Annotated in this window: 13 protein-coding genes and 1 pseudogene; 8 read left to right on the top strand and 6 right to left on the bottom strand. The window is 39.1% G+C overall.

Going from position 1 to position 13267, the window contains the following annotated elements:
• Nucleotides 1–2 precede the first annotated feature (2 nt).
• Complete coding sequence (hutH, locus tag ABYD77_RS02500; RefSeq protein WP_372766680.1) at nt 3–1502, bottom strand: histidine ammonia-lyase; 1500 nt, start codon at nt 1500–1502, stop codon at nt 3–5.
• 139 nt (nt 1503–1641) lie between these two features.
• Between hutH and ABYD77_RS02495 the strand changes: the two genes are divergently transcribed.
• The 3 genes from ABYD77_RS02495 (at nt 1642) to ABYD77_RS02485 (ending at nt 4753) form a co-directional block, all read left to right on the top strand.
• Nucleotides 1642–2535, top strand: a complete 894-nt coding sequence (locus tag ABYD77_RS02495) for a LysR family transcriptional regulator (RefSeq protein ID WP_372766678.1) — start codon at nt 1642–1644, stop codon at nt 2533–2535.
• A gap of 629 nt (nt 2536–3164) precedes the next feature.
• Nucleotides 3165–3605 (top strand): phosphate ABC transporter substrate-binding protein, encoded by a 441-nt coding sequence (locus ABYD77_RS02490; protein WP_372766676.1) that lies wholly within the window; start codon nt 3165–3167, stop codon nt 3603–3605.
• An 11-nt stretch (nt 3606–3616) separates the two neighbouring features.
• Nucleotides 3617–4753, top strand: coding sequence for a porin (locus tag ABYD77_RS02485; protein ID WP_372766674.1), 1137 nt, complete (start codon nt 3617–3619; stop codon nt 4751–4753).
• A 79-nt stretch (nt 4754–4832) separates the two neighbouring features.
• On the opposite strand, the pseudogene ABYD77_RS02480 reads toward ABYD77_RS02485, so the two are convergent.
• Nucleotides 4833–5234, bottom strand: a pseudogene (locus ABYD77_RS02480) (capsular biosynthesis protein); the annotation flags it as partial.
• A gap of 331 nt (nt 5235–5565) precedes the next feature.
• On the opposite strand from ABYD77_RS02480, the gene ABYD77_RS02475 reads away from it, so the two are divergent.
• Together ABYD77_RS02475 and ABYD77_RS02470 are read left to right on the top strand one after the other, a co-directional pair.
• Nucleotides 5566–5967 (top strand): MAPEG family protein, encoded by a 402-nt coding sequence (locus ABYD77_RS02475; RefSeq protein WP_372766672.1) that lies wholly within the window; start codon nt 5566–5568, stop codon nt 5965–5967.
• A gap of 138 nt (nt 5968–6105) precedes the next feature.
• On the top strand, nt 6106–6573 hold the full coding sequence (locus ABYD77_RS02470; protein WP_372766670.1) for a GNAT family N-acetyltransferase: 468 nt from the start codon (nt 6106–6108) through the stop codon (nt 6571–6573).
• Between the two features lie 70 nt (nt 6574–6643).
• Here ABYD77_RS02470 and ABYD77_RS02465 read toward each other — a convergent pair whose 3' ends face one another.
• Nucleotides 6644–6790: a hypothetical protein gene (locus ABYD77_RS02465; RefSeq protein ID WP_274760350.1), complete on the bottom strand. Its 147-nt coding sequence runs from the start codon at nt 6788–6790 to the stop codon at nt 6644–6646.
• Nucleotides 6777–7115 (bottom strand): DUF413 domain-containing protein, encoded by a 339-nt coding sequence (gene maoP, locus ABYD77_RS02460; protein WP_372766668.1) that lies wholly within the window; start codon nt 7113–7115, stop codon nt 6777–6779. Before maoP ends, ABYD77_RS02465 begins: the two co-directional genes overlap by 14 nt.
• Before the next feature lie 343 nt (nt 7116–7458).
• On the opposite strand from maoP, the gene ABYD77_RS02455 reads away from it, so the two are divergent.
• Complete coding sequence (locus ABYD77_RS02455) at nt 7459–8220, top strand: hypothetical protein (protein WP_372766666.1); 762 nt, start codon at nt 7459–7461, stop codon at nt 8218–8220.
• A gap of 385 nt (nt 8221–8605) precedes the next feature.
• The gene (locus ABYD77_RS02450; RefSeq protein ID WP_372766664.1) at nt 8606–10750 is read left to right on the top strand and encodes a G8 domain-containing protein; all 2145 of its coding nucleotides are present in this window, start codon (nt 8606–8608) and stop codon (nt 10748–10750) included.
• Nucleotides 10751–10901: 151 nt separating this feature from the next.
• Here ABYD77_RS02450 and rmuC read toward each other — a convergent pair whose 3' ends face one another.
• Nucleotides 10902–12266: a DNA recombination protein RmuC gene (rmuC, locus tag ABYD77_RS02445; protein ID WP_372766662.1), complete on the bottom strand. Its 1365-nt coding sequence runs from the start codon at nt 12264–12266 to the stop codon at nt 10902–10904.
• Nucleotides 12267–12529: 263 nt separating this feature from the next.
• Between rmuC and ABYD77_RS02440 the strand changes: the two genes are divergently transcribed.
• Nucleotides 12530–12772 (top strand): hypothetical protein, encoded by a 243-nt coding sequence (locus ABYD77_RS02440; RefSeq protein WP_372766660.1) that lies wholly within the window; start codon nt 12530–12532, stop codon nt 12770–12772.
• A gap of 12 nt (nt 12773–12784) precedes the next feature.
• Here the strand turns inward: ABYD77_RS02440 and ABYD77_RS02435 are convergent.
• A partial coding sequence (locus ABYD77_RS02435; RefSeq protein WP_372766658.1) for a WYL domain-containing protein occupies nt 12785–13267 on the bottom strand: 483 nt, incomplete at its 5' end.

Here is a 13267-nt window from a genome sequence, read left to right as displayed (position 1 = left end):
CCTTAATTAAGCGTAACAGTAAATGCCTGAGATTTTACAAACTCAACCATGGCATCAATATCAGGCTTTAATAGTCTGTCTTCTTCTAATTTCGCAACCTTAGTACGGATCAGCGCATGATTTTGTTCAATAATATCAGAACATGTATTAGGGCGTCTAAAATCAACGGCTTGCGCTGCATACATTAGCTCAATTGCGAAGATTTTCTCAAGATTACCAAGAATTTGGTTAAGTTTACGGCCTGAGATACTGCCCATAGACACGTGATCTTCCTGGCCCATTGACGTTGGTACACTGTCCGCTGACGGTGGGAAACACAGTGACTTGTTTTCTGTTACAAGTGCCGCGGTGGTGTATTGTGGGATCATCATGCCTGAGTTTAGGCCACCTGATGTAGTTAGTAGGCGCGGTAAGCCGTGTAAACCTTCAAGTAATAAATAACAGCGGCGGTCTGAAATATTCCCCAGTTCAGCAGCTGCAATTGATGCATAATCAAGTGCCATTGCCAGCGGTTGACCGTGGAAACTACCGCCCGAAATTGCTTCTTCTTCACTAATAACAATTGGGTTATCAGTGACCGAGTTCATTTCAATTTCAACAAGTTCTTTTAAATGATTGTAAGCGTTGCGCGATGCACCGTGCACCTGTGGAATACAGCGCAGCGAATAAGGGTCTTGAACGCGGTCACAGTCAGTGTGATCTGCCATATTTTGCGAATCTTTAAATAGACGACGCATGCGCGTTGCTACTTCAACATTGCCAGCAAAGGCACGAATAGCATGTAGCTCTTCTCTAAATGGCGATTGGCTACCTTGCATACCTTCAATACTCATTGCACCTGCAACATCGGCAAGGTCAAGCAAGTAACGCATCTTAGTTAGGCCTGTAATGCCATGCGATAAAATAAACTGGGTACCGTTAATCAGCGCTAAACCTTCTTTAGCATGAAGATCCATTGGTTCTAAACCATTGTCAGCTAGGGCTTTAGCTGCGGGTATAATTTCATCACCAACCCAAAACTCACCTTCACCTAAAAGTGGTAAGAATAAGTGTGATAATGGCGCTAAATCGCCCGATGCCCCCACCGAGCCTTGCTCTGGTACAACAGGAATTAAATCAAGTTCAATGAACTTAAGCATACGCTCAACCACTTCTAAGCGAATACCTGAAAAGCCTTGGCTAAGGGCATGTACTTTTGTGATAAGCATCAATTTTGAAATTGATTTGGCAATCGGATTACCCACACCAACTGCGTGGGTAATAAGCAGGTTTTTTTGTAATAGGTTTGTTTCTGCTGGGGTGATTTGCGTATCACACAGTGGGCCAAAGCCGGTGTTAATACCGTAAACCGCTTTGTCTGATGCCGCCATTTTGTCAACGCGTTGACGGCTAGTATTTATTTTATCAATCGCTTCTTGGCTAAGCACTGCTTTAACACTGCCATCGGCAATGCCATTTACAATATCAATATTCAGGCGATCTACGCCGTATTTAAACGTCATTGTTGTCTCCTAACGTTTTAGTCATCTAACTGTGATGATTAATCAATGCAGTAATGTTAGCTTGCGACCCAAGTTTTATAAATGCATAATTATCGATGCTTATTCCGATATTATCAAACTAATAAACAAGGCTAAAAAAATGCAAATTCATGACGTCGATCTGCGCCTATTGCGCATATTTGTTGCTATTGTGGAATGTGGCGGGCTCTCTGCTGCAGAATCTCGACTGAATATTGGCCGCTCTACAATCAGTTCGCATTTATCTGATTTAGAAGTGCGACTTGGCATTAAATTATGTAAACGCGGACGCAGCGGTTTTGAGCTCACCGAGCCAGGCCGTATTACCTATCAAGCAAGCCTTGAGTTATTACAGCAGTGCGAAGCGTTTGCCACCACAGTTGCAGGCTCTAAAAATGAGCTATCAGGCCGAGTGACTATTTCGGTAATTGATACCATGGTGAGCGACCCGCGCTGTGGCATCAGTGAGGTCATTCGCAAGCTAAAACAAAAAAGCGATAACATTCAATTTGATATCAATGTGTGTGAGGCGAGGGAAGTAGAAACTTCTGTGGTAAATGGTCGCTCGCTGGTGGGGCTTGGCGTAAGTCGTCATCACTTGCGTGGTTTAGATTACTTCCCACTGCATAACGAAACCAACTATTTATACTGCGCCAAAGGGCATGCCCTTTTTGATTGTAAACCAAATGAGCGCAATAAGTTACTGAAGCAAGCCGAGGTGATTACCTCAAACTATATGCGAGATAAAGAAGTACGTAATGATGGCCTTAATTATCAAAATAGTGCAACCGCCTATCATGATGAAGGTATCGCACATTTGATTTTATCAGGCGCCTTTATAGGCTATTTACCAGAGCACTACGCTAATTACTGGGTTGATAAAGGACTGTTTAAAGCAATTCACCCCGAGAAATACCACTATCAAATCCCCGTAATGTTAATTACTAAAAAAATGAGTTCAATCTCACCGCTTGCCAAAGCGCTTGTCGAAGAGATTAAACGCTGCCATACATAAGTGTTTGGTCACTATTTCTAGGATTGGTTTTTCTATTGGCTACTAACGAGACAGATCAATCTCTTTTTTGGAGCTTGCGGCACCCATAAGGATACCTTTTGCTGCTCGAAATATACATTATAGATACCTCTTTAACGCACAATTGATTAGCAATCTCATTTTAAGTGGTCTGTCTGTTAAGCTACAGTTTGCTTTTTTAATTCAATTAGTTTTGCAGCAGTTCAACTTTAGATGCGTTTGCATAATAAAATAAATCAGTGCTGACAAAATACAGTTCCTTGTAGAAATATTTCTTGCCCCGATAAAAGAATGAAAAATATAGAATAGCAACTTTGCTATATGCACCCTTTCGATAAAAAAAACTAACAAACTGATTTAAAATGTTTTTTCATTTGCATTCACTACAATCAGAAAATCATTTATTTGAAGACTCCAAACTCTCTTCTGAAGCAAACAGCAACTTAAAACATCCCGACCTCACATTAACCCACTATATATATGTGTAAAATATGTAAATTCTGCCTCAATTTCCGGCTTCAATTTCTTGAAAAGCGCGTTATTGCAGACTACTTTTTTCAATAACGTTATGCAATCAGCATAATATAGCGCAGCAATAATAAGGATTAACTATGTTATTACCTTCTCCAAAAAAAACGTGGAAAGTTGTTTGTGTAGTATCCACAATGACATTATTAAATATGTCTAACGCTTTGGCTGATGTGGCGATTGTCGTTCACCCAAGTAATGATTCAACATTTGACCAAGGTACGATAAAAAAAATATTTTTAGGTAAATCAAAAAACTACTCTAATGGCCGCTCAGCTATCCTGATCAGTGCCAGTTATAGCGATCCCGCTACCGAAGAATTTAATTCCAAGGTAATTGGTAAATCAAGCAGTCAAGTAAAAGCTTATTGGTCAAAAATTCTCTTCACCGGTAAGGGGACTCCTCCCCAAGAAATGGATTCTAACGCCGCAGTGATATCCGCAGTTGCATCAAACCCAGATGCCATTGGATATTTAGACGCTAGCGCCGTAACAGCCGATGTCAAAGTCGTAGCAACATTTTGAGGAGAGATAAAATGAAAAAGCTTTCACTAGTCGCATCAGCCTTGCTTATAATCTTCTCTCAATCAGCTAATGCAGAGCTAAAAATAAGTGGTTACGGGTCAATAATCGCAGGTAAAACACTCGGCACAGTGAATGATCCTCTTAACCCCGGGCAAACTCGCGATGAAATTCTGACAGCTGACTTTTATGATGTAGGGCAGTATGACAACGGACTAACGTTTAAAGCTGAATCAATCCTCGCGGTTCAGGGCACTTATAAGTTTAACAATCAGCTTTCTGTTACTGCGCAATTGGTTGCTAAAGGGGTAGATGACTTCCAACCTGAGTTTGATTGGTATTATGTAACTTACCAAGCAAATGAAGATTGGACCTTCATGGCAGGACGAAGAAATATTCCGATGTACTACTTCTCAGAGTTTGCAGAAGTAGGTTACGCCTACCCTTGGATGCGCCCACCTGCAAACCTTTATTGGTGGCAAGTAACCCAATTTGACGGGGTACATGCCATGTATAATTTCGAAATAGGTGATTTTTCAAACACTATTACTGCATTTTATGGTAATGAATATTCTGACGATAATGTTGAGATGCTGTATTACGATAAACTGTATGGCGGTACGGCGCGCACAGTGAATGAATATTGGACAGACATAGCAGGCTTTAATTGGAACTTATCGGGTGATTTCTTTGATTTGCGCTTTGTGTACTTTCAAAACGACAGAGACAGAGAAACCATTCAACAAGACGGTAGCATAAGCCCCTATATACCTTTCTCACAGCAGTTTATTGGCTTTGGTGGCCAAGTTAATGTAAGTGACTTTACCATTCTTTTTGATATGAACTACGTTGAATATGATGATGCAGTGGGAACTGAGTTTCCAACATACCTTATCTCAGTGGTTTATAACATTGGTGAATTCCAACCTTACATTTCTTATTCAAAAGCAGATCATGAACGCTCAAAAGTGCCTACGGAAGATTTAGAAGAACACTATATGTTGAGCTACGGTTTACGTTATGATTTTTATTCTAACGTTGCCTTTAAAGTGCAATACGACACTTTTGTAGATCAAGGGCATGAGCCATCAGGCTGGGCCTATCATGGTGATTCAAGAACAATTAGTATGGGTATCGATTTTGTATTCTAATTGAAATAAAAAAGGGCATGGAATTGCCCTTTTATCTTATTTTATTAAAGCTCGAATAATCTTTACACTCGTCAATAATTTAGGCGTTCCTTAAGTACATAATATCACCATCGAGATGGTTGATTTGTGATGAAAACTCATCACTACCTAGCAACCAATTTTCAATTGCTTGTATATGATGTGTATCCGCTCGGCGCCATGCTTGTACAAGAGCGTAAACCCCGTTTACATAATCTAAAAAACGCTCAATAAGATGCGTATTCGGCTGCCACTCCATCACAGCACTAAGCTGCTCAACGAGTTGGTCAGCTGAATTTGCTGCTAACACTATGCCAGGTAGAGCGTAGTAGGCATTGCCTAGGGTGATAAGCTTTCCACCAAGTTGTAAGGTTTCAAGCCCGAGAGTGGAGTTTATGGTAATGGTAGCTTTGGCATTTTGAATTAGTTCGGCTGCTTTTCCATTATTTGCAAATAGTGTCTTGGCATGTGCGTTATGAAAATAGGTAAATTTTTAAGCCAATTAGAATGCTTTTTAAATGCTTCATTTAAATTATAGTAAGGCAATTCATCAATCGCTTTCATCACTTCATCAAAAAGTTGCTTCAAGGTTTAAATCAAAAGAGAGCACAACGACGGGGTGTCATTTAGTCTGAAATTACACTCCCACACTTTCAAAGCCAGATAATCCACTATTTTCGAATTTTTATATAAAAACCGTGTATTTAACTACAAATTCTGTGTTACAACAGGTTAAGTAAGATAAATGATCTTTCAGATCGGCATTAAAATATTAAAAAGATAAAAGGCTCAGTATGATCTATGCAATGTTTGCCATGGTAGTGTTAACCTTTATGGTTGGTATTGTCGCAGTAGTTACCCGTGTAAAAAGCGTTAAAAACGGCAGTGTAAAAATAAAATACTACCGCACGATGGACGGGCAAGAAGTACCTGAACAATTAACTAAATCAACACGTTGCTTTAACAATATGTTTGAAGTACCTGTGTTATTTTATGTTGTTTCTACGCTCTTTGTGATACTCAAAACAAATAATGAGTTAGCGTTACTACTTGCTTGGCTATTTGTTGCTTTTAGGATTGCCCAAGCAATTGTTCACCTCACATATAATAATGTACTACACCGCATGTTGATGTTTTGGGGCGCTGTGATTTCAGTGCTGTCAATGTGGATTACTTTACTTATTCAAATAGCATAATCAGTGCGAAAGTAACTAGGATTAGTCATGGAAGCTAAACTGCCATTTCCAAATTTAGACACATCACGATTGACACTAAACATGCTGACAAACGATGATAACGATACCTTATTTTTGATTTTTTCAGATTAAGAAGTTGTGAAGTTTTATAACATTGAAGCTTTTACATCAAAGCAGCAATCTCTTGATTTAATAAACTTTTTCAATCAACGATTTGATAAGCTAGAGGGAATTCGTTGGGCTATTCGACTTAAAGAAACTGGCGAGCTAATTGGCACATGTGGTTTTAATTCGTTTAATCCAAAAATGCGAAATACTGTCATTGGTTATGAATTTGCTTTTGCTCATTGGAGAAAGGGCTATGCCACTGAAGCTTTAAACGCAATTATTGCATTTGCTTATTCAGCGCACTCACCATTTGGTGAATTATATCGAATTCAAGCAGATACCATGCTAGGTAATGTCGCATCAGAAACAGTACTTAACAAGCTTGGCTTTAGAGAAGAGGGGATTCGCCGAGCAAGTGGTTTTTGGAAAAACAATTATCATGATCTAAAGTGCTTTGGTTTACTAAAACCAGAGTTTAAGCACCCAATAATCAGTTGAACATTATCGACATTTTTGGGCAGCACAAAGTAATTTTTTGCTGCCCAAAAAGAACCAATTAACACGTTAGTTAATCACGTTCATCCCAATCATAATCATCAAATTTCTTACGCTTATTTTTACCTTCAAACTTACTTTTAGGCTTTTCGCGCTTTGCTTTTTTACTGGTTTTGCTTTTTTCTAAATAACTATCTTCTTGCAAACTACGCTTCATCATAACCCTCAAATGAATACTTTTGCTCTGATCGCGAACTATTTGCACTAGCGCGATGCGTTACACTATAAACGGCTTTTAAATACTTACGCCACAGTTTTACTTCGTAACTATTAGATGCAATATTTGACTGCATACACGCTACAAATTCCGACTCAGCAAGGCTTTCAGGGAATAAATTGCCACCGTTTAATCCATTTAACGTGTCGCCATACTCAACTAAAAAATTAGCCTCGGAAATAGTAAAAAACCCAGATCGCTCTATGCCACCTGCAAAATGCTCATCGTCATAAAACTTTCGGCGTCCAGCGCGGATCGTGTTTGTCATAACAATTTTCTCTTAAAAAGGGGCTGTTAATCGACGATTAAAATTAGCCAAAAAATATGAAAGATAAATGACAGTTTTAAAAAACATTCAATACAACGAATGGGGAATAGCTGAACAAAGTTAGTCAATTTAACAAAAGCAGCTTAGTAAAAATTACTAACTATTCGCTTAATAATTTTTGAATTTTAATCACATAAAAATAAAACTATATTTTTCAGCAATTTAAAAATTGGCCTGCTGATTGCATTTCCACAGTCATAAAATCAAATATGACGATGAATAAAGCATATATTTCATTTAGTCCAATTAAGAATCATGCGCTTTACGCAGAAAAGGGAATAACATGTATAAAACACTTTCAGCAATCGCTATGGCAACATTACTTTCTGGTTGCGTAGTACATATTGGCGGCAGCACAAATGCAGCAGATACCCATATAGAGCGAGAACTTGTGTTAGACGCAAGCCAATTATCAAAACTAGTAGCAGAAACAGGCGCTGGTTCGCTTAAAATTATAGGCTCAGATAGCAGTGATAAAATCACCGTAAATGCTGATATTTATACCAGTGAAGCTTTAAATTATGAGCTATCATTAACCCAACATGGAGATACTGCAAGATTAATTGCTGAGCACGATCTTCAAGACGGTTTTCATATTCACATCAACCAAGGCCACAGTATTGATCTTGTCATTACCATGCCAAGCAAATTGGCATTAGAACTAGATGACAGTTCAGGCGACATTACTATCAAAGGGCTGAATAACATTATTAAGGTAGATGATAGTTCAGGTGACTTAACGATTGATGGTGGTAAATCTGTGTATGTTGACGACAGTTCGGGTTCAATCTACGTAACTAATATTCAAGGTGATGTTGAAATTGAAGATAGCTCAGGTGATACCACAGTAGAAAATACCCAAGGAGCAGTCACAATTGACGATGGTTCAGGTGATGTTGTGGTAAAAAATGTGACTGGTACAGTGAGATTAGATGACGGCTCCGGTGATATTAAAGTAAATGGCGCTGGTGGACTAATTGTTGAAGATGATGGCTCAGGTGACGTAAATATTGATAATGTAAAAGGTGAGGTAAAGATTAACTAATCTCGCTTCAATTAGTTTTAATTAATAAAGCGCCTAACAAGATTGCTAGGTTTAATCTAAATTAGACCTAGCAATTCCCATAAAATCCAAACCTCTATTGATACTAACCCATTTAAAAAATAAGCCCCTCTGTTGAAAAGGGGATGCTGATTATCAAAGATCCGCGGCATTCTTTTACTTTATCTTCACACTTATCTAGCAGTGTATAAGCTCATCATTAAAACAGTATTTCAGGTATAACAATACCATACAGTTTTGTATGGTTAAGCAGCATAAACTGTAAGCTTCCCTCTCTTTGTCATCGCATATACTTATTTTGAAATCAGTTAACCAGTCGTTTTTGTCACCATAACAATAATCAAATACTCAAGAAAGGAGCGTATTTATGCATAGTCCAAAGATCCCTAGGTTAAGCCCATTTTTAAGTTTATTTATAATGCTAAGTATTACTGCATGTGGCGGCTCAGACGCACCAGATGCAGTTGAAATAAAAACTACCAGCACAGCTACAGAGCAAAATCAGGTTAATATAGATCATTCTACAGGGCATTGCGCTGCTGCGCCTGAGTTTGCAAGTCACTCTCTTGCAACCCATACAGCTACAGATTCCGGTGATTGGTCTGATACTGCAACCTGGGGTGGCAACGTACCTGAACAGGATGCCATTGTTGTTATCCCTGAAGGACTGACAGTTTCACTTACACAACAATTAGATACACGACTATCACTGGTTCGTATAGATGGCACACTTACTTTTTCACCCAATCAAGATACGCGCCTGCTAGTAGATACTCTTTACAGCTCGTGTAGCGGTACACTGCAAATTGGCACAGCAGATACTCCCATTGAAGCATCAACGAAAGCAGAAGTTATTTTTATCGATGAAGGTCCCGTTAATGATTCATCATTGCTTAGTCGAGGTGCTATTTTAGCTGGAACAACAACAATTTATGGGGAAGAAAAAACTCACAGGGCAATCATATCACCACAAGCAGAACAAGGTGATCAAATCTTAAACCTTCACACAGCCCCATCAGGTTGGGCAGTTGGCGATCAATTAGTTGTTACAGGCACTCGTATGTTTGATCCCACGAGCGATGAAATAAGAGTAATTAGTGAGGTTAATGGTGATCAGGTGTATCTCGACCAACCATTAACCTTCGATCATACCGCACCAACACCTGAACTAAACGTGTATGTTGCCAATGTTACAAGAAACGTTGAATTTCGTTCAGAAAATACCGAAATAGCGCATCGTGGCCATATTATGTTTATGAGCTCACAAGTTGATATAAATTTTGCTCAATTTACCGAACTTGGCCGTACAGATAAAACTCGACCACTCGATGACGTTGAATTTGTATTCGATGATCCAGAAAGCAACGGAGATGATGCGCCAGCATCAGCAACAGTCATAGCGCTAGGCGGTGCAAATGTGCGAGGTCGCTATGCCATTCATTTTCATCAAATTGGCACGCACGCAGAGAGCATGGCAGCGCTAGTTAAAGGGTCCGTAGTATTTAAAGGACCTGGTTGGGGATTTGTAAATCACTCTTCACACGTTAACTTTATTGATAATGTCGCTTATGGCTTACAAGGCGCTGGTTTTTATACTGAAGCTGGCGACGAAATTGGTAGCTTGGAAGGAAATATTGCTATCCGCAGTATTAATTCATCATTTACCTTAGACGATCAAAATGCAATTGACCCTGATCTGCGAGCTTCCAGAATGGACTATGGCCATGATGGTGATGGTTTTTGGTTAACCGGTCCGCGAGTCAGACTAATTAATAATGTCTCCGCGGGTGCATCCGCTCATGGCTTCATTTATTGGAGTGATGGCATTATTAATCCTGCTGCCGATATTGCAACTCGCGTTTCAATTCCAGTATCTCAACTAGCGAATGGCCACTTAATTCCAGGTAGAGAATCAGTTCCTGTTTGGTGGGCACCGATGGCTGAAAGTCGAGGAAATGAGTCTTATGGTGCAACAATCGGATTTAGAATTCGCTATATTCATGCAAAAAATTATCTTGGTCGCGATGAACAAAGTGACTTTCATCGTTCCCCGCCGCAAGCGTATATAGATACATTAACACCTAGTGTGAATGACCTTACTGTATGGGGCAGTCGTGACGGTGTGTTACTTAATTACAATGAACGATTGAGCCTTTTTGATGCAAATATTTATGGTGTTGGGAAAGAAGCAAGCGAATTTAGTTTCAATGAGGGGACTGCGAAATCTGGTGTGGGCTTAGATATTTCAAATGATTCAACCCATGGTCCAGGGCGTATTGAGAACGTTGTAATAACAGGTTTCGGTATGGGAACTGCACTACCGGTAAACAGCCGCTGGGAGATCAACAATATGCGACTTCACAATAATAGCACTGATATGTTGTTTATAGAGCCTGAAAATGACTCCACGGCACTCTTTTTTAACAACCTGAGTTATCAAAGTTTTATGATATATGAACAGCCGGATGCAACCGAATTACCGGAATATGTGGTGGTAAGTAACTCACAATAATGTGCAGCTATTAAATAACTTTAGATGACTTAATTAAGCTAGTGCGAGCGATAACGTTCACTAGCTTACTTTTTCAACGTTTCAAAACTTAGCAAAAACTTAATTTATAATAAAACTGTAAAGGGGATTTACATTCTCCCTAAAACCTTTTTTAAACTTCTTCACTTTGCTCAAAGTTAAGTTCAAGCTCGGCTTTTTCAATCAGTTCTTTTGGTAATTCTTTTTGTACAGCAACACCAAGTTCTTTAAACTCAGCAGCTTGCTTAATTAAGTTGCCTTTACCTGAGTAAAGCTGAGCAAATGCGCGGTCGTAGCCCTCTTTTGCTTTATCAAGGGTTTTACCAACGCCCTGCATGCTGGTTAAAAAGCCATTTAACTTAGTATAAAAACGTTCTGCACGCTGTGCGAGTTCAGCGCTGTGCTTACTTTGTTCTTCAAAGCGCCATAATTGACGCACAATATTCATGCTGGTTAATAACGTCGTAGGCGTTGCTACCAAAATGTTTTTCTCGATGGCACGCTGATATAGATCAGGTTGGTATTTTAATGCTTCAACATAGGCCGATTCGATAGGCATAAATAAAATCACCACCTCAGGAGAATTCAAGCCAGGAAGTTTATCGTAACCTTTACTTGCAAGTTCCTCAATACGCGCATTTACCGCCATTACATGCTGCTTTAATGCCTGCTCTGCAATTAATTCATTATCAGCATTAACGTATTGGGTATAAGCATTTAAAGACGTTTTAGCATCGATAACCAAATGGCGATTTTGCGGTAAAAATACCACCACATCAGGTCGGTAATTACCTTCAAGGGTTTTTACATGAAATTCCCGTTGGTAATCGTCACCTACGCGCAATCCAGCGCTTTCTAACACATTCTCTAACATCAATTCGCCCCAATTTCCTTGGGTTTTCTTTTGTCCTTGAAGGGCTGTTGTCAGTTGTTCAGCTTGAGAGGTAATCGCTTGATTTAGCTTTTGTAAATGCATTAACTCAGCTTTTAACTCTGAGCGTTGTTTTAACTCTTCAGTGTGAATGGTTTCTACTTTTTGCTTAAAGCCTCTGAGCTCCTCTTGCATTGGCTTAAGCAAATTAGTCACACTTTCTTGATTTAACGACTTAAAGGCTTGCCCTTTTTCTTCAAATATTTGATTAGCAAGCAAGGAGAATTCTTTTTTCAGTTCTGTTTTCGTTTCTTGCAGGCTGGCTAATTGCTGTTGATAGCTGTGCTCGCGCTCTGTAAGGCGTGTTTGCAGAGCACTGTATTTAATGCGCAATTGATTGGCGCGCTCTTGCTCTTGTTGCCAGTTAGTAAAATTTTGATCTGAGCTTGCTGTAAGACCCGCTAATTTTTCTTCTAACCCAGCTTTTTCCAGCAAATGCTGGGCCTCGAGCAAGGCGATTTTATTTTTATGGCGACCAGCGATGATAAAAACTGTCACTAAAAACACGATGAAGAGCGATAAAAATGCGGTAATGACTAGTTCAGGTTGGTTTAGTAAGGCTTCCATGGGCTTTTCCTATTGGTGACAACACAATGAGTATACCTTTTTTGCGCTTTTACCCGCACATAAATCAATTATTTGCGGCGCTACATGTAAAACTTTTTAACACCTATAAGCCATTAGAGTAGGTAAAATTATGTTTTATTGGCTAGTAAAAAAGTGATCTGTAAACATCTTTTACAGGTCAAAAATCATGCTATTTCTTTTTCAAATAAAGTTGGCTTTAATAACCTTAAAACACGGGTTAGCAATAATAAAAAGGCTTTATTATGAATACATTAGATAATTTTTTAAAAGCACAAAACGGCTATAAAAGACTGCTAAAAGTCGAGCAACAACTTATTAAAAATGCAGTGAAAGAGTATCAAATTTTAGAGTTAGTAAAACAGTGTTCCGAAGCAAGAACAGCACGCAATCAGCAGCTTTTAGCGTTATTACAAAATAACACGTTAGGTGCGCTCACCTTTGTTGGTATATTAATGATCCCATATTTAACATTAATGGCATTTTAAAAAGCCAACCAATTAATTAATGTAGGGTGTAAGCTGCATACGGCACTCAGGCTCTATTACAATTTGTTGCTGCTCTGCTGCGGCTTGGTAAATATCAAGCCGTAAATGCTGAAGCAAATATTTTAATAACGCAGCGCGTGTTTTAAGCACTAATTTTTGATTTTTCATTTGGTAGTCATGCGCAATGACCTTTTTTTGAAGGTCGTTTAAGCGATGATCAGGGCACACCACTAATTCAACTTCCGTTTGCCAAAGTGTATCTTGAGTGTGGTTATGTGACGCATCCCCTTCAAATGCATACTCTCCTGAAAAGCGCGATAGCACAAAATCGCGATAATCTTGGTTTTTCTCACAAAACGCACGTACATGATAACGCGTACCATCATAAACTAAGCTATGAGGTTGAATTATGCGGTCTTCAAACTCAGGGCTAGACAGCGAAATATAACCAATATCTAAACGTAATTGGTAACGGATCGCTTGTAAAATTGGCCT

Origin of the sequence: Pseudoalteromonas sp. (assembly GCF_041629635.1) — a bacterium.
Classification (GTDB): domain Bacteria; phylum Pseudomonadota; class Gammaproteobacteria; order Enterobacterales; family Alteromonadaceae; genus Pseudoalteromonas.
This window is presented reverse-complemented; position numbering and strand designations above follow the sequence as displayed.